This is a genomic window from Faecalibacterium hominis (ex Afrizal et al. 2022), assembly GCF_049545105.1.
Taxonomy (GTDB): Bacteria; Bacillota; Clostridia; order Oscillospirales; family Ruminococcaceae; genus Faecalibacterium; species Faecalibacterium duncaniae.
In genome coordinates, this window is sequence record NZ_CP186860.1 from 959,606 (window position 1) to 982,996 (window position 23,391).

Annotated in this window: 21 protein-coding genes; 2 read left to right on the forward strand and 19 right to left on the reverse strand. The window is 44.1% G+C overall.

Annotation, left to right across the window (positions count from 1 at the left end; translation table 11 throughout):
• Window positions 1-47 precede the first annotated feature (47 nt).
• From ACKXGA_RS04600 to ACKXGA_RS04690, 19 genes are all read right to left on the reverse strand, one after another.
• A complete protein-coding gene (locus ACKXGA_RS04600; protein ID WP_117476031.1) occupies window positions 48-788 on the reverse strand; it encodes a sugar phosphate nucleotidyltransferase in 741 nt (246 codons plus the stop codon).
• Between the two features lies 1 nt (window position 789).
• Window positions 790-1,971: a galactokinase family protein gene (locus ACKXGA_RS04605; RefSeq protein ID WP_117476030.1), complete on the reverse strand. Its 1,182-nt coding sequence runs from the start codon at window positions 1,969-1,971 to the stop codon at window positions 790-792.
• An 18-nt stretch (window positions 1,972-1,989) separates the two neighbouring features.
• Window positions 1,990-3,024: an NAD-dependent epimerase/dehydratase family protein gene (locus ACKXGA_RS04610; protein ID WP_117476029.1), complete on the reverse strand. Its 1,035-nt coding sequence runs from the start codon at window positions 3,022-3,024 to the stop codon at window positions 1,990-1,992.
• A gap of 70 nt (window positions 3,025-3,094) precedes the next feature.
• Window positions 3,095-3,904 (reverse strand): DUF2334 domain-containing protein, encoded by an 810-nt coding sequence (locus tag ACKXGA_RS04615; protein WP_117476028.1) that lies wholly within the window; start codon window positions 3,902-3,904, stop codon window positions 3,095-3,097.
• Between the two features lie 257 nt (window positions 3,905-4,161).
• Window positions 4,162-5,376, reverse strand: a complete 1,215-nt coding sequence (locus ACKXGA_RS04620) for a Coenzyme F420 hydrogenase/dehydrogenase, beta subunit C-terminal domain (protein ID WP_117476027.1) — start codon at window positions 5,374-5,376, stop codon at window positions 4,162-4,164.
• A complete protein-coding gene (locus tag ACKXGA_RS04625; RefSeq protein WP_117476026.1) occupies window positions 5,366-6,424 on the reverse strand; it encodes a polysaccharide pyruvyl transferase family protein in 1,059 nt (352 codons plus the stop codon). Before ACKXGA_RS04625 ends, ACKXGA_RS04620 begins: the two co-directional genes overlap by 11 nt.
• Window position 6,425: 1 nt before the next feature.
• Window positions 6,426-7,961, reverse strand: a complete 1,536-nt coding sequence (locus ACKXGA_RS04630; RefSeq protein WP_117476025.1) for a lipopolysaccharide biosynthesis protein — start codon at window positions 7,959-7,961, stop codon at window positions 6,426-6,428.
• Window positions 7,962-9,077, reverse strand: coding sequence for a glycosyltransferase (locus tag ACKXGA_RS04635; RefSeq protein WP_117476024.1), 1,116 nt, complete (start codon window positions 9,075-9,077; stop codon window positions 7,962-7,964).
• Complete coding sequence (locus tag ACKXGA_RS04640; RefSeq protein WP_117476023.1) at window positions 9,074-9,997, reverse strand: ATP-grasp fold amidoligase family protein; 924 nt, start codon at window positions 9,995-9,997, stop codon at window positions 9,074-9,076. The genes ACKXGA_RS04635 and ACKXGA_RS04640 overlap by 4 nt, the downstream gene beginning before the upstream one ends.
• 58 nt (window positions 9,998-10,055) lie before the next feature.
• Entirely contained in the window at window positions 10,056-11,267 is a 1,212-nt protein-coding gene (locus ACKXGA_RS04645) for a hypothetical protein (RefSeq protein WP_117476022.1), read from the reverse strand.
• A gap of 46 nt (window positions 11,268-11,313) precedes the next feature.
• Window positions 11,314-12,390: a glycosyltransferase gene (locus ACKXGA_RS04650; RefSeq protein WP_117476021.1), complete on the reverse strand. Its 1,077-nt coding sequence runs from the start codon at window positions 12,388-12,390 to the stop codon at window positions 11,314-11,316.
• Between the two features lie 47 nt (window positions 12,391-12,437).
• The gene (locus ACKXGA_RS04655; RefSeq protein ID WP_423730190.1) at window positions 12,438-13,592 is read right to left on the reverse strand and encodes a hypothetical protein; all 1,155 of its coding nucleotides are present in this window, start codon (window positions 13,590-13,592) and stop codon (window positions 12,438-12,440) included.
• A 27-nt stretch (window positions 13,593-13,619) separates the two neighbouring features.
• Window positions 13,620-14,330: a DUF2334 domain-containing protein gene (locus ACKXGA_RS04660; protein ID WP_117476019.1), complete on the reverse strand. Its 711-nt coding sequence runs from the start codon at window positions 14,328-14,330 to the stop codon at window positions 13,620-13,622.
• Window positions 14,327-15,451, reverse strand: a complete 1,125-nt coding sequence (locus tag ACKXGA_RS04665) for a glycosyltransferase family 1 protein (RefSeq protein WP_423730191.1) — start codon at window positions 15,449-15,451, stop codon at window positions 14,327-14,329. Before ACKXGA_RS04665 ends, ACKXGA_RS04660 begins: the two co-directional genes overlap by 4 nt.
• Window positions 15,426-16,004, reverse strand: coding sequence for an acyltransferase (locus ACKXGA_RS04670; protein WP_423730192.1), 579 nt, complete (start codon window positions 16,002-16,004; stop codon window positions 15,426-15,428). The genes ACKXGA_RS04665 and ACKXGA_RS04670 overlap by 26 nt, the downstream gene beginning before the upstream one ends.
• Window positions 15,997-17,109 carry a glycosyltransferase family 4 protein gene (locus tag ACKXGA_RS04675; RefSeq protein ID WP_423730193.1) on the reverse strand — a complete coding sequence of 371 codons (1,113 nt, stop codon included), beginning with the start codon at window positions 17,107-17,109 and terminating at the stop codon, window positions 15,997-15,999. Before ACKXGA_RS04675 ends, ACKXGA_RS04670 begins: the two co-directional genes overlap by 8 nt.
• Window positions 17,106-18,479, reverse strand: a complete 1,374-nt coding sequence (locus ACKXGA_RS04680; RefSeq protein ID WP_423730194.1) for a sugar transferase — start codon at window positions 18,477-18,479, stop codon at window positions 17,106-17,108. Before ACKXGA_RS04680 ends, ACKXGA_RS04675 begins: the two co-directional genes overlap by 4 nt.
• On the reverse strand, window positions 18,460-20,541 hold the full coding sequence (locus ACKXGA_RS04685) for a Helicase associated domain protein (RefSeq protein ID WP_423730195.1): 2,082 nt from the start codon (window positions 20,539-20,541) through the stop codon (window positions 18,460-18,462). The genes ACKXGA_RS04680 and ACKXGA_RS04685 overlap by 20 nt, the downstream gene beginning before the upstream one ends.
• On the reverse strand, window positions 20,505-20,885 hold the full coding sequence (locus ACKXGA_RS04690; RefSeq protein ID WP_423730196.1) for a DEAD/DEAH box helicase family protein: 381 nt from the start codon (window positions 20,883-20,885) through the stop codon (window positions 20,505-20,507). The genes ACKXGA_RS04685 and ACKXGA_RS04690 overlap by 37 nt, the downstream gene beginning before the upstream one ends.
• Before the next feature lie 281 nt (window positions 20,886-21,166).
• Between ACKXGA_RS04690 and ACKXGA_RS04695 the strand changes: the two genes are divergently transcribed.
• Together ACKXGA_RS04695 and ACKXGA_RS04700 are read left to right on the forward strand one after the other, a co-directional pair.
• Window positions 21,167-22,321 (forward strand): tyrosine-type recombinase/integrase, encoded by a 1,155-nt coding sequence (locus ACKXGA_RS04695; protein WP_423730197.1) that lies wholly within the window; start codon window positions 21,167-21,169, stop codon window positions 22,319-22,321.
• A 178-nt stretch (window positions 22,322-22,499) separates the two neighbouring features.
• Window positions 22,500-22,742 carry a helix-turn-helix domain-containing protein gene (locus ACKXGA_RS04700; protein ID WP_156073141.1) on the forward strand — a complete coding sequence of 81 codons (243 nt, stop codon included), beginning with the start codon at window positions 22,500-22,502 and terminating at the stop codon, window positions 22,740-22,742.
• Window positions 22,743-23,391: the final 649 nt, after the last annotated feature.

Here is a 23,391-nt window from a genome sequence, read left to right on the forward strand (position 1 = left end):
ATAATTTCAACTTATATTCTAGCCACAGAATCTCACTGTGTTGTCTTTTATGCCTTGATTCCCTGATACTCCTGTTGAACCTGCTGATAGCTTTCCAGATTGCCAATGTCATACCGCTTGCCCGGCATCTCCATAGCATGCACATCCGTTACTGTGCACAACCATGTAATAAAGCTGCCCGGAGCATCGGTACCGCACTTCTTCTGTGCAATTGCATCTTTGACCTTTCTGGCATCTGCCCGAGTGTACACATAGAAGGGAGGGCAGCACCAGTGGCTCTTGGGCTGGGCAGGCTTTTCTTCCATGGAAAGGATCTTGTCCTGATCGTCGAGTTCCACCACACCGCACTTTATGAGCTTCTTTTCCTCTGGTTCATAATAGCGCATTATACAGGAGGTTTTCTTCTGTTGGGAATAAGCCACAAATTTGGAAAGAGAGAAATCCAGCACATTGTCGCCGGCGATCACCAGCAGGTCATCATCCAGCCCCAGCTGGTCAATGGCAAATTGCACGTCACACACAGCACCAAGCCGGGTCTCATTGCTGCTGGTTCCATCGTCCACCACCTGAATATTTTGCTTCTTAGTAGCCGCCCAGTCCTCAAAATGATGGGCATACTTGTGATTGCTGATGACCACATAAGTATTCACCAGACCAGCGGTGTCAATGTCATCCACCAGCCAGTCCAATATGGTCTTATCCCCTACCTTCAGCAAGGGTTTGGGAAAGTTTTCGGTCAATGGATACAGGCGGGTTGCGTATCCCGCGGCCAAAATCAAGCACTTCATATTAGTCCTCCGTCTTATGCCCTACGCCGTCCGCACTCTCGCACAGATGGAAACTGTACTTACCACACATCTCCGGGAATGCAGTGAGATACTTTCGTTCCACTTCTTCCCGGATGTCATCTGCCTTATTGGGATCGATCAACGCCATACAGCACCCCTTAAAGCCAGCACCACTGAAGCGCCCACCGTAAATGCCAGCGGTCTCCCTCATAATCTCGTAGAGTTTGATCTGCTCCGGCGCACCGGACTCCCAGTTGTGGATGCTGCTCCAGCCAGATTCAAAGGACAGGCGTCCATACTCCTCCAAATCGCCTCGCCGCCATGCTTCCGCACCAGCTTCCACACGCTTGAACTCGGTATACCAATGTTCACAACGTTTTGCCCATTGCACCGGCAGCTTATCTTTATAGGTCTGGTAGATCTCATACGAAACATCCCGGGCGTTAGCTTCATTGAACTTTCCGTAGTCAAGACCCGCAAAAGCCTGCAAGGCGTAAATGCCTGAACGCAACTCATCCACTCGCATATTGTATTTAGAGCTAGCCAAGCTGTGCTCCAAACCGCTGAAAAATACCGCAATCTTGTAAGGTTTCATGTTGGGATTCGTGGGAATCAGCTCGTAGCTGTTATCCTTACAGTCCAGATATAGCAAGTGGTCTTTTTTGCTCAGAACCTCACAGCTCTGATCCAGGGTTCCTACATTAACACCCACATATTTTTTTTCTGCCTCGAACGCAATGCTGATCAGCGCTGAAGAACTCAGCTTGATTCCATTGACCTGGCATAGCGCCTCCAAAAAAGACAGGATCACAGCCGCAGAGGAAGAAAGCCCTCCGATAGGCAAAGAACCCTCTATCACTCCACAGAGACCAACTGTCAGCGGAAACCGATTGCTCAACGCCCAAGTCGCTCCTCGCAGGTAGTCCGCCCAGTCACCAGTTTTTTCGCCAATCTCCCGGATATGCCACTGGGCACGTTTCGGGAATTGAAGACTGCACATTTCAATAACACCATTCATCTTGGGCTTGTATGCAATATGGATTCCTTTATCAATCGCAAGTCCTGTGATCTTTCCTAAGTTGTGATCACTATGGGCACCAATAGGGCAAATCCGATAGGGGCAAAAGCTGATGCCCATGGGATCTTTTCCATATATTTCGTAGAATCTTTCCTCGCAGCGCATATAATTCCTCCCACCGCTTTATTCCATATAGAACTTTTTATACCACTCAGCAAACTTCCGCAGGCCATCGCGCAGCGGAGTATGAGGCTTAAAGCCAAAATCACGCTCCAGCGGCTCAGTGTCAGCAAAGGTCACAGGCACGTCACCGGGCTGCATGGGAACCAGCTCCTTGTGAGCCTCAAAATTATAGTCCGCAGGCAACACACCAGCACGCACCAGTTCCTCGGACAGAATCTGCACAAAATCCAGCAAGTTTTCCGGATTAGAGTTGCCGATGTTGTAGACTGCATAGGGCGGAATGGGCAAGCCATCCTCGCCGTTCTTCTTTTCCGGAGCCTTTGCCATCACACGGACAACGCCTTCTACGATATCGTCCACATAGGTAAAGTCCCGCTTGCAGTTTCCGTAGTTGAAAATCTTGATGGTTTCTCCATTCACCAGCTTGTTTGTAAAACCAAAATAAGCCATATCTGGCCGACCGGCTGGGCCATACACTGTGAAGAAGCGCAGTCCCGTGGACGGAATGTTGTAGAGCTTGCTGTAAGCATGGGCCATCAGTTCGTTGGACTTTTTGGTCGCTGCGTACAGAGAAACCGGGTTGTCCACTTTATCATCCGTGCTGTACGGCACCTTTTTGTTGCTGCCATAGACGGAGCTGGAAGATGCATACACCAGATGCTCCACCGGATAATGACGGCAGGCTTCCAGAATGTTGTAAAAGCCAATCATGTTGCTCTCGATGTAGGCATCCGGGTTGGTGATGGAGTAGCGCACACCAGCCTGGGCACCCAGATTGACCACAATATCCGGGTGATGCTGCTCAAAAATGCTATCGATCATTGCCTTGTCCGCAAGATTGCCCTTGATAAAGGTGTAGTTCTCGAACTTCTGAAGCTCTGCGAGACGAGCTTCCTTGATACGAACGTCATAATAATCGTTCATGTTGTCCAGACCGATGACCTTGGTATCCGGCTCGGTAGTCAGGATACGTTTTGCCAAGTTGGAACCGATGAAACCGGAGGAACCGGTAATGAAAACAACATTACTCTGCATATAAACAACTCCTTTTAAACTTTTGGATTGACCATTGGCAGTGATATAAGCTCTCTTACACACCCATTTATCAAGCCAGCCTTTGATTTTTTTCTTTTATATTTCTTAACACTGATTTAATCACATGAACCATTGGGCGCAATGCTGCCTTTATCTTATTTTCATAGAAAATATACATTTTTTCATCCATATATTCCACAAACGGAATTCCAGTCTTTTGTTTTGCATATTCTTTAAAATCTACAATTTCCTCAGAATATTCTTCGCATAAAGTTTTCAGCTGATCATAGCAATCTTTCTTATCTGGTCGTTTCCATTCATGCGCGTGAAATACCGCCGTATAACATCCATATTTTCTAATTCGAGGGCACCCACCTGATCGACACGGAATACATATAATTCCTTCACGAACAAATGGCTTACTGCTTTTTCCGTCTGAAACGTATTTAAAGCCATTTGCGGATAGTGCTCTTAAAGTATTTTCATCATAGGAATGTGCTGGCGCAAAGAAAATATCTGTTTGAATTCCATGAGAAGCCAGTATTTCTTTCCCCTTCCGGATTTTTTCATACTGTTCCTCATAACTGTGTCCAGCAAACTCTGAAAGGGATGTACCATTTACAATTCCCTGCGCATTCGTGTCATACAAATGAAGATATCCGTGCATCGCAATTGCAAAGCCATCAGCCTGTAACGCCTTAAGATAATCCCAAAAATCCCTCCGCGGTAGATCAATTAATAAATCTGGATCCTGGCAGTCCGGAATTACACCTATCAGCGGTTTCACGTGATACAGCTTCAAAATTTTCATCGCACGATTCCACTGATTCCAATCCATCGTTGGGCAAATATCATCAAATCGAACTAAAATTTTTCTCATGTTAAAATATCATTTCCGCATAAATCATGCTATCACATCATCAGTCGCTCTATCATTTGCAATAGTGTATTCTTTCGATTATACATCGCAGCAAAACTGTCATTCTTGCTTTCTGTGTTTCGGTCCAATATTTGTGCTACTGCGTCTTGAAACCACTTCTCGCCTTTCTGCCGCACCACCGAGCACAAGCTTTGCATAAACTATCATGACACCATGCACAACAGAGTGTTTTCGGTTATATGCACTATTCTTAGAAATCAGTAAATATCTCGTATTTTGAGTGCAAATAGCACTCTCTTTATAATTGCCTTTACACGATCTTTTGTTGTATAGAGAAAATACTTTTTTGCACAATACTCGAATCCATATTTTCCATAGTCATCCCAAAAGTCAGCCCTATGCTGGTTTGCCGTACTTGGTGCAAACGCATTTGCCTGTTTTTGTATAGCCTCATCTAGGGTTACTTTTTCGCTTGTAAGCCACTCAACCTCAGACATTGTGGATTGCGCCTTCTTCGTTCTTGCAATCACTACGGAGCATCCTTTTCCATCATCAAATTCGGGATGAAATTTCTCAATTCCCCAAAAATCGCCCATAGTAAAGTCGGCAGGCTTGTTAATCGTTGCGTAGGGACAGCTATGACAGTAGTTTCGGATGCATAAATTAGAAAAGAAAACTGTACGCCACATTCTAGATGCCCAAGACACATTATCTTGATGAGCCACCTGAATAGTATTTTTATAAGTAATACTATTCAGGTAGCTCGAGCCTCTGCTCGAGCTACCCCATCCATATCGCTTGCTTCGGAAGCGATATGCAATTGGCTTTCGATGTTTCTTCTCCTCGTAAAAACGCAAATAGTCTCTCCATATTTTCGGAGAAGGAACGCCGTGGCAAAAGAAATCGATTGTCAGCAAACGTTCCGTGCTAATTTTTTTACAATCCAAGAATGAATACAACCCGGAAACTTGGCAAGAAGTCCCAGTAAAAAGAATTGTTTGACCTGTTTTAAGCAGCTCTTCAATTTTCTTGTAGCAACTTTTCATATCACTCTGAACATACTTGGAGTCTTGCATACGTTGGACATCAGCCCACGTATTGCTGACAATATGTTCTGGCATCAGAGTGTCTTCTCTCAATACGCAACCACATACCCATCCGTTTTTTGTTTCAAGCACATATTTTGCAACAGCCGGGAAAAATGCACCTGATGCAGAACTGACTCGTGCCACATCTTGCCACTTTACCGCATATGCCTGCATAGGCACCTCTATCTGTTTAGTATGCATGGTCGGCTTTGCGGCAGTGGGACAAACTTTGACACACATGCCGCACTCCACACAAATATCGTGAGATACCTGTGGACAGAGAAATCCCTCAGAGTCGCTTTGCATCTTTATAGCTTGTGTTGGACAGATGGCCATACAAGCTGTGCAGCCACAACATTTCTGTGAATTTGTTTCAACGTGCATTACTTTTTGTCTCCCCCAACTCTTTTTGCAGAAACTTTATCGATGCAGTTCTCTTTTTCCATATTTTTTTATTACATATTTCATAATTGATCGTATACTGAAAAAGTGGATCTTCTTCGATATAGCATTTTTCAATTTCCAGTTCTTTCAGCAACATTGCCAGTCTATTGTTTTTATTATTTGTCCACACGGGCCGATTAAAGTAAAGCGAAAAAAGAAGACCGTGGTAAGAATCAGTAAAAACGGCATCGGCGTATTTGATATAGGACATCCATTCCTGCGGAGAATAAATTGTTTTATAGTCATTCGATTTCCATGGATATGTCGTTCCTAAAATAATAAGTTTTTTCCCTTCCTTTTTTGCATATTTTCTTGCTGCTGTGAGAATTTCATCATACGGAAAATATACGAGCACGTAGTTATTTTCCGGAACCGAAAAAGTAAACTTGGACCATTCAGAAGCCTCGAGAAGCATTGTCGGATCGCAAACCACTTCGCAGGGAAGACCAAACTGGTTCCTAATTTTTTCACAGGTATCAGATTCTCTTACGCTGATCCATTGATAATGTTTCAAAGCCTCTTCAATTTTAGAGCATTGTTCTTCACTCCACACATCGCCAACAGAGGATGCAAAGGATAAACGCTTATGGGGCGCATCCACAAAATCAAGGAAGTAAGACATATCCCCACCATTTACATCAAGATTCCAGATCATGTCCGAACCTGAAATAAAGACATCATATTGACGATCAGCCTCCCCAATCGTGTCCTTTGTATAATGCTGTCTGCTATAGAATTTTTGCAGAAAGTCAACACATTCCTTAGTTTTTCTTTTTTGGTGCGGCCAAATAAAGCATTGATACGCTGCCCGTTTGATAGGATTTGAATATTGCGGAATCGACAGTTCGCGTTTTACAATATTCTCGCACTGGTAATCGATAATTTCACAATCATACCCAAGTTTCCTTATCGCCGCACACAAAGCATATGCTTGTAAGACAGCCCCATAGTTTGGAATCTGGTGATATGTTAATATACCGTATCTCATATCAATTTTTCCTCTTGATTCTGTAAACAATGTGACCTACAATGTTCAGATAATATTTAAACTCTTCACAATGTGAAAATGTCAGAAAGTGTAAAAGTGCATAGATAATAGAAATTGTCAATCCACGCAGAATAAAGCCTGTGAATCCGGAGATTGTGATCAACGCCACGATTTTTGTCATAACAAAACCGCAACCGGCCAAAAAGACAATCCATTTAAGGATCAGATATAGATAATTCCAGACCGAGCGGTTTAACTGTTGATGATACACAACCCATGCATCTGTAAAATAAGTAATACTCCGGCAGATAATGGTTGCGATATAAAGCCCTGCAATTCCCATTGGCCGGACAAGGACATAATCCAGCGCAATATTCAGGACTGCAGCTACGGCAAACACCACTTTATACTCAGAAAAGCATCCCATAGCACTTCTGGTCATATATAATGGATAGTGGATGCTACGAAGAAACAGCTCGAACAGGATGAGCATAATAACGACTTGTGGCAAATCATATTCAGAATCCAGCCAAATCTGTGTCACAAATTCCCGCAGTAAAATTAGCATTCCGAGACATAGATATCCATATAGCGAAGTGTTCAGAAAAAATAGTTTTTTTAGAACACTTTCCGCCCTGCTTTTTTCATCGGTTACTACAAGATTGCCAATGGATGCTGTTATGGCATCAAAGATCTGATTTAATACGCTGTTTACAATACTGCTTAATACCGTATAATTTGACAGTATTCCTACATATCTAATACCAATAAAAGTAGAAATGAAGATGTTATCAGTTCCACTAAATGCTGTGCTTGCAATTTTAGTGAGCAGAAGTCCTTTAACATCTTTGAAAAGGTTTTTGATTTCCTCCGAACTCAATTTTAGGTTAGAGGCTTTCCTCAGATATGGATACTGCTTATCAGCATAGTACGAGCATACAATGTTGTTTGCAAGATTAAAAACAATGTTCAGGATGCAATATATGACAAAATTATGTGTAACAACGAGAAAAACACACTGCGCTATGTTCATTCCGAGGTTAAACATCTGCGTACAGATGTTTACGATATAGCTTTTTTGATCGGCAATAAGAATAGACTTTTTGTAAACAAATACGTAAGTCACTAATGTCTGTGCTAAATATAAAATATAAAGGAGGGTCACATTTTCTTTTACATTTGGCGCAATGATAATGGATGGAATAAACGGAACAAATGCCAAACCAGCCAAAAGGATTACGAACGTGATTATACGATAGATTTGTTTATAAAGCTGTATGTATTCGCGCAGCTTCTCTTGATCATTTGTAGCCAATGGCTTATACATGCGATAAACCAATGCACTCCCGATTCCCAGTTCGGCAAAGCTCAGAATCGTAAGAATATTGGAAAAAAGTCCACTAATTCCAAGATATTCAGCACCTAAGTTTTTAGTAAAAATTGTCCGACATACAAAGCTAACAACAAGATAAACAATTTGACACGATAACGTAACAGCAGAGTTCAAAATCACTTTTTGGGTTCTATTTTCTGCCATTTAATCTTCTCCCTCATACATTTTTTCTAGCTGCTTCACATTATGCCGAATATCCCATTCCTCGATGCCTGAATATTGAATCGGTGTTGTATCCTCGCACATTTCAAGCAATTTTCTCGCCCATTCCCTCGCACTCAACTCAAGACTCAAGAACTGTAATTTATTCGAGATGCAAGCATTATCTGGCACGCCCGTAGATGCAACACATGGTAAGCCTGCTGCCTGCATTTCAATTACTGCAATGCCTAGACCTTCTGAAAATGATGGAAATACAGCTGCATCGCTTGCTTGTAAAATCTCTGCAATATCCGTCCGATCATGGAGAATTTTATAGGAATCATCAAGCCCTTCGGCCTTTATTTTTTTCTCAACCCGCTGTTCCGTTTCTCCTTTTCCAATCATAAGAAGAAACGCCTCGGCTCTTTGTTCTTTTATCTGTTTGAAAACATCTATAAGAAATTCATGATTCTTGACAGAATTAAATCTTCCAACATGAACAACCAAAAAAGCATTCTGTGGGATATTCAAATCCATACGTTTCTTGTCACGGTCATATTGTCTACTGTATTTAGACAAATCCACTCCATTGTTTAATATCTTTGTATTATCTGTCTGGAGTATCTTGTTCATACTATCACACATCGAAGCATTCAATGCTATCGGCTGAACCTGATAATGCTTCATTAACCATTTTAGATTTTGAATATCACTCGCGTTTTCTGATTTCCAAACCTCTGCGCTGAAATGTTGTGTATAAAATAGCTTTACACTCTTTTTGAGTCCTGAAAATCTAACGTAATCACTTAATGACAAATGAAAATGAACAATATCTGGATCCAACTGCTGCAATTCCCGACGAACCAACCAATACCGTTGAAAACGATTTACTAGTTTCGCAATCAAGCCCGTTTTTTCATAAAAAGGCATTTCATCGCAAAGATAGACAACAGGAATATTGTTCTGCTGCAGAATCGTTTCATAAGGGGAGTCACAACGTGTATAGCATAGAACAGTCACATTAAATTTTGACTTGTCCAGCAGAAGTGCATAGTTTTTTACTAATGTCTCTGCACCTCCCATATTCAGGCCGTGAATGAAATGTACTACCCTTATCATAGCGTTTCCTTCTCCATTGTTGGTAAAGTTATCATTTGACCAAGTTTATAATTCCATTCATCCGGCGATACAGGTCCAAACCCACCATTATGGTAAAATGTCATTTCACCAACATATATCCTTCCTAAAATGTCATATAAATCAATTCGAACATGAGGGATTCCTTTTGAAAGAATTGTCGCAATCTCCTTCATTTTTTCAAATTCTTGTGGTTTAGAGGGAGGAACATCTGCATTTGGATCCTTCATATGTATATTCAAGTGATTAAAATCCATATCGAAGAAATCCGTTCTAGCATCTACAGCATTATCTTTTGAAATATAAACTATTTCCGGTTTTCCATTAAAACAGAAAAATTTATAATCTGTAAGACATTCATCATCTACATCTTTCAAAAATTTTTCCGCTATAATTTTTCTCGGAATATTTTTATATGGCCACTCTCGATTTTGAATATAGTAATTTTCCTTTAGACCTTTATCTAGTTCTTTTTTTACTGCCACGATATTCATTTTGCTTTTATCTACACAGATATACATCCCTGTTCCAGAATTGTGATTGCATTTCAACACAAACTGGTCCGGCAGCGTATTAAAATCAATATCCTCCGGGTTATCCCATACACCTATTAATGGAACAACGTACTCATCACCAATTTTGGAAGCAACATACTTTTTAGCTAAATATTTATCTGCCATTACGGTATATTCAGGCTTGCGGTCGTGCAACTTGAGCCATTGGAGTTTTTCGTTGAACGTCTTTGGATTTTCCAAATCAAGATCTCTGCCGAATACATTTTTATATTTTAACTTCAAATACTGCTCATCTGACAGGCCGTTGAAAACACCCAATTTTGTTAGATAGGAAAACCTTATCTTACGGTCTGTTATTGCTTGGTATAAAGCTTTACTGATTTTCATTAATATATTTACCTCCCATATTTTATGCTATAAACCATAAAGCGTAAAATTTCAATCATTAGGTTTCACCCACAATATTATTCGTTGAATCTTTCAGCCACTCGATTCCGCCAAAAAGAAAAATATATCCCCAAATTGATATGATAGCATACGGCCTTTGATACAAGGATACAAAGAAGAGCATTACGTAGATCAAACACATTTTATCTTGTTTGCTACATTTTAATGCTGCAAACAGCCAACTGCCCAACAACCAACTTGTTCCTACAATTCCAAATGGAACCATGAAACAACTTTTATAGCTTGCTACGCCGGAAGCCAATACCGCTCCGCTTCCCATTCCAAACCAATAATAGATGGAATTTGAAAATTCTGCATATTCTGCATCAAATACACTGTTCGTTCGATTGTCCCCTGCCAATCCAGACTTTGTGATGGCAAATCTACCCACAAGCTCATTTATCGCATTATTATGAAAATCTATGTTTGGCAACACGAGAAAAACCATCAAAATAATACCTATAATATAAATAATATTGGAAGGCTTTTTTTGACAAAGATAAACAGCCACGAATCCTAAAATCAGCAGTGCAAAAGCAAATGAAACGGTGAGCACTCCTGCCGTAAGAAGAAGAAGTTTTTCCCACCATTTGGTTTTGCTAAATGTACAGATAAAAAGTAAAGCGCATGCAGTTCCCAACGCACCAGGTTCATTGAATATTCCGCACAACCGATAAGTGTGATCACCATAGGTATAAATTGCAAATATGCCAAATTTGTAGTAATATGCTGTTTCCAAACCATTTTGAGCATAAAAAAGAACTCTTTGAAATCCGGCACGATTAAATAGAAAAAAATCAATCCATAAAATAATAGATATGATATTATTAAGCTGGATAATTTGATAGACACATTGAAATATTTGTTTCTTTACTCTTGTTGGTAAAAGAACAAATATTACGGACGTGAGGAAGGTAAGTTCTCCACCGTCCTGATAGCTGCCGTAAGTGTGTACCATTTGCATCAACCAGTATGATAAAGGCAGTATCACCAATGCCAAATCATATTGCTTTACTTTTCGTTCACACAATAAAAACAGACATCCAAGCGGCACACATAGTCTTGCAATGCTTAGCGAAAGAAACGCATATATTGGCGAGTAACTGTCTTTATCGAATGCCAGATAAAGGCTCCTGCATGTATACATCGAAAAAAACAAAATCAGAACTGTTCCGACAATTTTTTTTAAGCCAGTTCTTTTATTTTCCATTATCATTTCCTCGTAACGATTTTTTCACATTGTAGCCCTCTTGATCTCATCTAGATAAACAAATTATATTGTGGACATAATCTTTCCACATTTGATTAACCCTGTCTGGCTTAAATGTTTCGGCATGCCTTTTTTCCGTCATGCCATCTTTAGTGGTTTCTAGAACTTTACAAATCGCTTCCGCCAGTTGCGCAGAATCATTGCACGGAACCAGTTTATCGGAAGCATCCTCTCCAAATAGCTCCCTTGGTCCTCCACAAGGACAATCCGTAGAGATACACGGTACGCCAGCCGCCATCGCCTCCATCAGTGCATTGGGCATTCCCTCATAATCAGAAGAAAGCACAAACAAATCTGCCGTTTGGAGCGCTTTTGCTACATCATTGGTGGCTCCCATCAGAAAAACTTTTTCATTAAGATTCAGTGACTCGATCTGATTCTGGAGCTTTTCCCGAAGTACGCCTTCTCCATAAATTTTTAGTGTTGCAAAGGGATAGATTTTCTGCACCTCCGCAAATGCGTCTATCAGCAACTTATGATTTTTCTGCTCCGTCAGGCGACCGCAGGTAACAATCTCACCTCGTACTGGTGTGCGCTCCACTTGGTAAAACTCTTCCTTAACGGCGTTATAGATGATTCGTGATTTTTTCTGTAAGCGCTCCGGAAACCACTTTTGTGCATCGCTTGTCTGGAACACACAGCCATCCGCCATCGGAAGCAACACTTTGCCTACAAACTGCCCTATTTTTCCTGCATATTCCTTGTTAGGATCATTCCGAACAGAAACCAGTGTTTTTACAGGCAATCCTCTTGTCGCTAATATTGTACGAAAATTCGGCTCTTCCATAAAAGAAACAAGTATGTCGGGCTTCTCAGATTTGCATAAATCTCTCAATTTCTTGATTCTGCTAAAATTTCTTTTTATTCTGGATTGCTTGATCTCCACTTCTTCCAGCGTAAGCCGTCTTACAGTCGCCGCAAGCGGATACTCCCATGTATCCCGGAAAGACGTGACCAAAGTAGTGTCGTATCCATTTTCAGAAAAATATTTTGCCAAGTTCACCATGACACGCTCTGCGCCGCCGCCATTTATAGCATTTACATAAAATACAATCTTACTCATGTCTATTCTCTCTTGTGAATATTCGTATATTTTTTACAATCAAACTGTTAAATATGTCTCTTTATTTGATTCTCGATTTCGACAAAAAAAGGTCCAATATCCTTTGAATTGAAAATAGAATGCGAATCAGCTTTAGCAAAATCAGCAAACCACTCCAAGGTCTTTTTTTGTGACAGTGCGACCTTTAAGTCATTAAAATCCGGAATAAATCGAATTGAGTTGCTAAAAGTCATTGGCAACTTCGGTAGTTGTCCAAACACCGAATAGTAGCACCATATAAACGGAAGGTTTACGCCAGCACTCTTTACACAGTAGGCGTTTCCATCGTTGCGCATATTAATTTCAAGAAAATAATCCTTATTATTTTCATCACGAATGAACTCAACACTAAATAAGCCGCTATAACCTATCTTTCTTATGAATTCATGAACTGCTTCTGAATCATAATCAAGACCTTCAATCGGCGAATACTCTAGATAACCCGTGTTTGTATTGCGTGGCTGCCGCAAAATCCTCGTGTACCCGGGGATAATAATCGTCTCTCCACCATCTAGGGAGCATCCAATCAACTGGAATTCCATTTTCTTTAAAATGAACTCCTGAATTTGAACTTCTTTGGCTTCAATTTTCCCAAGTATGGATTCCAATTCACTATAAGAAGACGCAATGCAAATATCGCATTTCCCCGCACCAATAACGCTTTTTAAGGGCTTTGTTATACACGGAAACCGATTCCATCTAAAATCGTTTCCCTGTGTAATAACGGTGCTTTGAGGAACATGAAGTCCACAACTTATTGCAACTGCATCTTGCACATTTTTTTCCATTAACTGACTAATGTCAATTTTACTCGATGGTAAATAAAAGTTGTCCGATAGCTCTTGCTTATTTGATATTACTACCTCAGAGGCTCCATCAGAGCAGCACACAACCACCCTTTTTTTCCCATCCTCCGCCAGTTTTCTTAACCACATGACTATTTTTTCGCAAGACTCATTGTGACTGACATTCCGTGCTAACACGTATTTACTGGTAGAAATAATGTTTCTATTTGTAATATGGTCTCCGATTAGGAGCACATGTATATTTTCTTTTTTGATACCCTGCTCACCTAAAGATCGAATCACGCCGAGTGTATTATGATGAGCCCCTCCAATCACGGCAACGTGTATGCAATCTATTTTGTTTTTGTCCATATCCATAATAAGCTCCATCTGACAAGCTATGTGTCATCTTCTCAGGAAATACAGTTCCCGTAAAGCCCTGTCCAACAGATTCCGCCCTCTTTTTTTGCCTACAGTAATCGATATTCTAAAACTCTCGGCGTTTTTTTTGAGAAACCGTTCAAGAACATCAAAATCATCATCTTTCATCATATTGGGATGATAGCAAAACGTCACCATTTTAAACGGTAGCTTTCTTACCCGCCCAGACTGTTGCGGAATAAAATAGAAGTTGTTTTCAAAATACACATCATTTGCAATAGTATCGCTGATGATTCGAATATCGGATTCTTCCTTCAAAGCCACCAGTGTATTTTCATCAAATGTATGTGAAGGAGCAAAAAACACTTTCGGCTCAATATCATGGCCTTTCAAAACATCAACACCGTGCCGAATCATTTCTTTCTGCTTGTCCAGTGGGACACCTGCAAATTCACTTCTTTGGTTTACCGGGTTGATGCCACCTTCCTTGGTCGTGTACTTGTGATAGCAACCATGAAGTGCCAGCTCCCAGCCTTTTTCTTTCCAGCGTGCAGTCTTATCCCAGAATTCAGGGTCTTGTTCATACGTATCGGTAAGAGATGAATCCAGATTGTCCGGAATAACTCCGACCAACGGCTTAATTCCATACTGGTCTAAAAGTTCCTCCATCCGCTGCCACTTTTTAACATCCATATAATCGGAGGCATCGTCCAGGCGCAATATATATTGACTCATTTTCTTGCCCTTTCATCCTGTTCCAGATAAAAACCTTGAAGTTGCTTTGCAACCACTGTTGCATCAAACGATTGTAGCTTCGCCATATTCTCTGCTGTGGCAGCAATTCGATGTTTTCTCTGAAGATTCGCAACCTCACAAAGCCATACCTTTTTATTAGCCAATGCAAGATACTTCACTTGGTCTGTCAAGTCAACATCGTGCGTTATCACATCAGAAAGGAGGCAGTGAAGACCGTTTGCCTGAGCCTCTACTACAGAAACCGGAAGTCCCTCCCACAAGGATGGAAACACAAATACGTCCATGACTTGGTAATAATCCTCGGTGTTGGTTTTACTGCCGACCATAATAACCGAATCGCTGATTCCAAGCTGCGTGCATTGCTGCTGCACCGTTTCGAACAACTCGCCATCACCTACCAAGAGCAATTTGCTATTGGGGTTCTCTTCGTGGTACTCTGCGAACAACTCCATCAAGAATTGATGATTCTTGGGAACTGTGAACCGCCCGATGTGTCCCAGAACAAAAGTATCTTCGGCAATTCCAAGATCCTGACGCATCTGCTGCCGCTTTTCCTCACAAAACGCAAAGCGCCTCAAATCTACGCCATTTGGAATCATCCGGTAATTCGGCTGTTCCGTAGCCTTTTCTCCATACAACCATTTGCCTGCTTTGTCGGAGCAAGCAAACAAATAATCCGCTGTATGCCGAATTGGAAGTCGCAACATATCCTTCACGATAGCAGAAATGCCACTTCCGTTTGAGGTGCTATGGCTGTGTGCAATTGTTACCAGTCCATGCTTTTTTGCAATTTTCAGATAGATAGATGCCGTACTCCGCACATGTCCATGAATCACATGATATTCCGGATGTTCCGTAAAGAAATCATCCCACCACTTACAGTATGCAAAATGGTTTTTCCCAGTATACTTTGGGCAGACAAAAATTCGTCCTCCCATTTGTTCCACCTGACTGTATAAATCTTTCCTTTCCTCTGGCGTAACAACAAAATCAAATTGAACCTTTTCTCGGTCAATGTTGTTATAAATATTCATCACAAATGCCTGTGACCCGCCAAAGTGAAGACTTGCGATATTATGTAATACTCTGATTGATTCCATTATGCTGCTGCCGAACCTCCGTTGTCCGTTTTTGAATAATCACGCTGTTTGCCGGGAAGTCCCCTTTGACGACTGTTCCTCCCCCGACGACAGTATTATCCCCAATCGTTGTTCCCCGGAGAATCAAGGCATTGGCACCGATCCAGACATTGTTACCAATCGTAATCGGTGCAGTTTTGAATTTCATAGCTGAAACGCCTCCCTCAGCCTGATAATCATGATCTTGATCATAAATCAGAACATTGGGACCAAGCATCACATTGTCACCGATTTTAATATGGTCGTAGGCAGTAACAACACAGCCATTGCTCATTCCAAAGTTTTTGCCAATTTCCAGTTTTCCGCCTTTGCGAACGCGGATCTTTGCGCCATTATGCATTTTCAACTTTTTCGCAATGCGCAGTTCGGATTTTCCATCTACGGTGACTTCAGTCATCGGCGACATAATTGCCGGAAAGGCAGCATGGAACCGTCCACCATTCTCAATCTTCAGGATGGCATACTTGATTCCTGCAAGCGGGGCACAAAACACCGCCTTGATGTATTTATTCATCGTTCCCCTCCAACGCTTGAATCTCTTCCAAGTAAGCTTTTACCACGATTTTTCGGTCGAACTCCCGTTCCATCTTTACACGACCGGCCAGCCCCATGGCTTTCCGCTGCTCCGGTGTCATCTGCATAAACCGTTCCAGCGCATGGACTAGAGCTTCCTCATCCTGAATGGGAATCAGGAATCCGGTCACTCCATCTTCCACTGTTTCCCGGCAGCCTGCACGGTCTGTGGCAATGATGGGTCGGGCACTGGCCGCACCCTCCAAGAGCACGTTGCTCATTCCCTCTGGATAGTAGGACGGATGCACGATGCAGCTCGCCTGTTTCAGGAATGGAATCATATCCTTCTGCTGGCCATGATAGACCACATCTCCAGCTTTCTGTGCCTGCTTCAAGATCTCTTCATAGGCAGGATCGTCACAACCGCCGCAGATATGGAACACTGTGTTGGGGTACTCCGCATGGATTCGTTTGGCCGCAGCAAGATACAGGTCGATTCCCTTTTCCTTCAAGATTCGGGATGTAAACTGGAAATGCACCGTCTCGCCTTCCGGATACGGGAACGCCGGATGGCTCTCCAGATCTACGCCGGAACCCGGCAGCAACCGGATCTTCGCATGCTTCGGCATCATCTTGTGTGTTTCAAAGAAGCGCTGATTTTCGCTGTTCTGGAAAAAAATACAGCTTGCACCAGCCACGCCCATCTTGTAAAGCCGGGTCGTCAGTGCCTGCAAAGGACCGGGATTTTCCACCGGAGTACCAAGACCGGTTACATTCGGAAGATACGGAATCTTTAACTGCTGGCACGCCATACCACCGTACACATTCGGCTTGATATTATATGTAAGAACAACATCAGGCTTTTCAGCTTTCAGAATTTTCTTGTAGGCATGCATCAACTGCAGATCCGAGATAGGATTGGTGCCATGACGGCCAGTTTCAACGCCAATCAACTTGGCACCCATTGCCTTTAGTCTATCCTGATGCTTCAACAGCTGACCGACAATTACCACTTCAAAATCTTCATCAACCAACTTCTCGATAACAGCACCACGCAAATTAAATGCATAGGTCGTATCGTTGATCAACATGACTGCTTTTTTCATTTGCTGCTCTCCTCACACTTTTTCTGCCCCATCGCCGTAGTCGCACCCTCTGCCACGCCTTCCGTGCTCTCCGGCATAAACAAAATCTTCACCGTTGCCAGCATGATCTTCAGATCCTCAATCAAACTGGGATGCGCAATGTACATCAGATCCATCTGCAGCTTATCATACGGTGTCGTATTGTATTTTCCGTATACCTGTGCATAACCGGTCAGACCAGCCTTAGCCTGCAAGCGCAGCGCAAACTCCGGCATCTCCTCACAATACTGGGCGGCGATCTCCGGGCGCTCCGGACGAGGGCCTACAATAGACAAATCACCCTTCAAGATATTGAGAAGCTGGGGCAGCTCGTCCAGACGGCAGGCACGAATGACGTGGCCCACCTTCGTGATGCGGTCATCTTTATCACCGGTGGAAAGGCGTGCTACACCATCCTTTTCAGCATCCACTCGCATAGAACGGAACTTCAGGATCTCGAACGGTTTGCCGTCTTTGGTAAGGCGAACCTGCTTGTAAAAAGCCGGACCACCATCGGACTTGACGGCAATAGCCGTAATCAGAAACAACGGACTCAGGATAACCAGTGCTGCCAGTGAGATCACAATGTCCATTGCCCGTTTCACAAAGAGAAATTCCGGGCTTGCCATATAGCGACCCACACGCAGCATGGGCAGATGGAACATATGCATCGGCTGAGCACCGCTCATAATCACATCACCCACACGAGGGATCACAAACACATTGATGCCCTGTCCCACACAGTATTTCAGGATGATATTGCGCTCATGGCTGTGGACACCGCTGATGAACACGCTCTGCATTCCATCCAGCAGGCTCAGGTCGTTCAGGCATTCCTCAACGTTCAAGGTCATCTTGACATCGTATTTTTTTGAAAGACCGTACTCATTGATGAGCTTTTCCAATCCATGACGAACATCATAAACGACTGCAGTCGGCTGGGCCTGGAATGTATTAAAGTACCATCCATGCGCCAACTTCGCCCAGATTGAGGCCATCAGGATCTGTCCGGCAATCGCTGCGATGCCCGGCAGAAGATTGCAGAGCCGCCGGGCCATCAGGCAGATGACAATGTACAGAATGCCATCGGTTGCCATGGCTGCCAGTACTTGTCCGTAGATCAGCTCTGAAATGCGCTGCAAAGACATCCAGAACGCATCATAGACTTTACCTAACAGAAAGAACAACACCGCAAACAGACCGATCATGGCCCAGTTGCCCTTCCAACCAAACTTTGCATAGACCTGATACGAATAATACAGCTCCCAACAAAGTGCAAACGGAATTGTGATCATTACCAAATCGATGATTTTTACGATCTTCAACATCACATCATGCTGAAATTTTGACATAATACCCCAATAACTCCTTTAGCTTTTTCTTTTGTTCTTCGCTCAACTTTTCAGGCTCGCCTTGCAGCAACCGCTTCTGGTTGTATATCCACCGGCCAAGCCAGATGCCATCCGCAGTCTTATATTTCGCCGGAATCTCCAGATTTCCATATTGCTTTTTATATTCCTGCGCCAGTTCGTACCGGTGCTGCCACGAGTCCGGTTTCTCCCACTGCATTCCGATGGCATCCAGCAACTCAATGCGCTCTTGTGATAAGATTGCATTGCTTTTCTCTGGTTTTCGATACGCATACTGCTGCCGCCGCACCCATTTTCCAAGAGCATAGCCCTCCGGTGAAACATAGGCCACCGGGACATCAAGGTTTCCATTTGCCTCAAAATAACGCTTGGCGGCACCATAGACCTCGTTCCACTGGCGATCATTACGGTTTCCCCAATAGATTCCTATTTCTTCCAGACGACCGATTTGGTCTTGGGAAAGCATTTCTTTTGTATATGCTGCCCTCTGGTTCAAAATCCACGCACCCAGCTTTTCGCCCTCTTCAGTCGTGTAATTGACAGGAACATTCAAGTTGCCGTGTTCGGCGGCATAACTCATAGCAAGTGCATATCCCTGTTCCCATTTGGCATCAAATACGCTCCATGTCATTCCCAACTGATCCAGTTGTCGAATGCGTTCTTCCGTCAGCTTTCCATCGCTTCGGCGTTTCCGCGCATTGTTGATCCACTTTCCCAGAGGATAGTCATTTTTCGTTTTGTATTTCGCCGGGACCTGCAAATTCCCAAACTGTTCCCGAAATTTTCGCGCTTCTTCCAGGCCGTGCTCCCATGCGGCATCGTTGCGGTTGCCCCACTCCATCCCGATACTGTCCAGCCGTGCAACCTGTTGCTCGGTCAGGTTCCCCGGAATCTGTCCCGCACGAACACGGCGCTGGGTCGTCAGCCACTCGCCAAGGCTCAATCCCGCCGGTGTGGTATAACGTTTTGGAATATTCAGGTCGCCGTGCTCCACATAGTAGATGCTTGCTTCGGAGAAGTAGTGCTCCCAACTGGACGAAAGACTTGCCTGCAGCTGCTCGAACAGCACCCGGCAGTCGTGTACCTGCTCGATGACCTCGAACCGCTCGGTGATGATCCTATCGCCCTCACCGTTGGCATTCAGGCGGTAGATTGCCTCCTGCATCTCGCCCTGTAACCCAGCAATGCTGCACAGACCCTCGAAGTTGTTGACCACATCGAGGATAAGCGGTGTAGAATTTTCCCCAGCGGTCAAAGCGCGTCCAATCTGCTGCTTGTAGATGATGGGTGAAATGGTGGGCCGGAACAGGATGACACCTGAAATGCCTTCTACATGAACTCCCTCGTTGAGCATGTCGATGCAAAATAGCAGCTTCAGGCGGTCACTTTCATCGGCCTTGAAGTCGGCAAAAGCCTTGTCTGTACCGGGGTCATCCGAGTAGGCTTCGTAGACCGCCACTTCCGCATTCACCTTTGCAAACCACTCCGGCACATGGGACACCATCTCGTCCATGTGCTCCTTGTTGGCGCAGAACACGATGTACTTTCCAGACTTGTTCGTGATATGATGTTCAAAAACCTTGTCTAATCCATCTGCTTGTTCCAAGGCGCGGCGCAGGGCATCCAGATATTTTTGATTCACATCCTGAATGCCGGGAGAACGCAGATTATCCACTCTTGTCTGATAGCGTGCCAAGTCTTTCTGGTACTGATAGACGGTGGTCACATAGTTCGGAGCAGGCAAAATACCCCTGACGATTGCTTCGCCAAGGGTCATGTCGCTCGCAACACGGCCATCAAAAAGCTCTTCGGCCATATCACGGTTATTATCCAGATACCGGATGTTTGTCGCTGTTAAGCCCAGCAGTTTTGCCTCCGGGCATAACTTTAACAAAGCCACCGTGCTTTCGCCCCAGCATTCCGCGCCGGCACGGTGGAATTCGTCCAATATGATATAAGATGGCTGAAGTCCTGCGATTTCTGCAAGCTGGCTTTCGGTACAGCACATCAGCTTCGCATAGGTGTAAAAATGGACGTTCGCCAACGGTGGAATTCGTCCAATATGATATAAGATGGCTGAAGTCCTGCGATTTCTGCAAGCTGGCTTTCGGTACAGCACATCAGCTTCGCATAGGTGTAAAAATGGACGTTCGCCAGCGGAAAATCCGGGTCGTTCCTTTTCAGGCTCTCCAGCTGTGTCTTGAAGATATATTCACTGGGCGAAAGCCAGATCACGACCTTCTCCGGGTTGTCCTCGATCAGCTTGAACGCAATGTAGCTCTTTCCGGTGCCGGTGGGGTGGACAATGGCGGCCTTGCCATACTGCTCCATCATCCGGACAGCCGCATGATATGCTTTCTCGTTGTGCTCAAACAGACGCAATGCCACCTTGTTCACCCCTTTCCGCAATTCAGGGGTATCCTTCACATGGAAAATGGAGGATACCGTTCCTTTGACATCGTTGTCTATAATCTCATCTTATTTTATCATGGTTATATCTGGGATTCAATAGAAATCATCATAAATGTATCACATTTGACCCTGAAAAACATCGCGAAGGCCGGACTGTTTTTGTGTCATGCCCAGTTCTGTATAATAATTCCAGCTGTAAACGAGGATTGAGAAAATAAGGGGTCAGATGAGAGTCTAAACAGCAGGAGGAAACAGCGATGGCGCGACGGGGAGAAAACATTCGCAAGCGTAAGGACGGTCGGTGGGAAGGCAGGTACATCAAGGCGCGCACACCGGAGGGGAAGATCCAGTGGGGTTACGTTTACGGAACGGCCTATGCGGAGGTCAAACGGGTACTAATCCAGAGAAAAGCGGAGGCGGGGTTCTACAACCTGAATCAAACCGACCTGACCTTTGAAGTACTGTCCGAGGTGTGGCTGTGCTCCCTGAAAAACGCTATAAAAGAATCCACCTATGCGCATTATTCATACACGCTGCACAAATATCTTCTTCCGGTTTTGAGCAAGGTGCCCGTTGCATCCCTTGAGGAAAGCTTTCTGGAACAGGCCATGCAGCAAATCATCACGCCCACAGATGCGGCACACAAGCCACTGGGAAACTCCTCTGCCCGGGAATGCCTCTCGATGCTGCGACGTATCTGCAAATATGCCGCTCATTTACGTTTGATTCGTCCAATGGAGCTGGAAGTTGCGCTGCCAAAAGCCATCGACAAAATTTCTGCGCCTCTCTCCCCGGCGGAACAGCAGCGACTTCATCAATATGTACAGGCGAACCCCACGCCTCGCAAAATCGGCTTACTACTGGGGCTGGAATTGGGGCTTCGAATTGGTGAGATCTGCGGCCTGCAATGGGGCGATTTTGACCTGAAACTCGGCACGCTGAACATCAATCGGACGGTCTGCAGAATTTCCTGTGGAAACGGCCATACAAAGGTGGTCATCCAGACCCCCAAAACCCGCACCTCCCGCCGGGAAATTCCACTTCCAAAGCAACTGCTTATTTTGCTGAAAAAGCTGCGCGGAAGCGCCAGCAATGCTGCATGGTTCCTGTCCGGCAGCGAGTCCAAGCCAACCGAACCTCGCTGCTATCGGAAAAGCATCAAAGCGTATCTGAAGCAGGCGACTGTCCGTCAAGTGCGCCCGCACGCACTGCGCCACACCTTTGCAACGACCTGCCTGCAGGCGAGGTGCGATGTAAAGACCCTCAGCGAATTGTTGGGACACGCCAACGCCAACATCACCTTGCAGCGCTATGTGCACTCTGACCTGACCCGGAAGCGCCGGGAGATGAATCGGATATTTTCCCATCAGGTGTCAATGAGGGGTAGGAAAACGCCAAGTCTAATGGAATAACGTTATATTTCGCTCATGGCCCTCCATTTTCCATGTGGAGGATACTTTTTGCTAAATATATTCTTTGTCGTTACGCAGCCATGTATTCTCTACAGCATAAAATACTTTCGTGATATACGCAGCTGCGCACGCAAAACTGCACGAACTTCTGTACCATCCTATTGAGGTGAACTTCATCATGACTGTAAAAGATGCCGTTGCCAAACGCTTTGAACAACTCTGCGACCAGCGTAGGATACGCCCCAACGAGTTAGCGACCCGTGCCAGTGTAACACCATCTACGGTATACAGTATGCTCGACCAATCCCGTCAGCGTGTGTCCATCGCCACCATTAAAAAGCTCTGTGATGGTCTTGATATCACGCTTGGTCAGTTCTTTTCCTGTGCGCTGTTCGATGAACTGGAGCAAGAGATCCAATAGCTCACCGAACGATCTGCTCGGCTTTCCCTGCAACGCGTACTCTCTTTTCTAAGTGAATTTTAGAATTTCATATCCATTGTCAGCCTGATTTGTGCTCTTTTGCATGGGTCAGGCTTTTTTTTTTTACGCTAAAAGGCCCCTGTCCATCACATTTCTGTGAAAGGCAGAGGCCTTTTGCTGCTAGATTCTAATTCGGTCTGGGGAGATGGAACAACTATCTCATTCTACCGGGTCAGTGTCCCTTACCAGCTTTTTAACTCCTCCCCGGATGCTGGTGATCCGCACCACCGGGGTTTTGCTTCATGAATCATGTGGTTCATACGGTTGTGGTCGCAGGAATCTCACGTTGTCAGTAAAAAATCAACCAGAGGAACGACCGAGATTGCAACACCGTCTACCTCAATGTCAGAATCTTCCTCGTAGGTCACGATGATATGGTGGTGCGGTTCGGTCACGGTTGCAGCAATTTTCTTCAGCAGATCGTTGTTTGTAGTAGTTTCTCCCACTGCTCATTTTGTCTATCATATAAGACATTATAGCATATTCTATGTTCTATATATAAGACAAGCAAAATAATTTCTTGCGTCATTGCTTGACCAGAATATAGTCCGGTTTGATGTCTTCCGGCTCCATCAGGATCATCTCATTA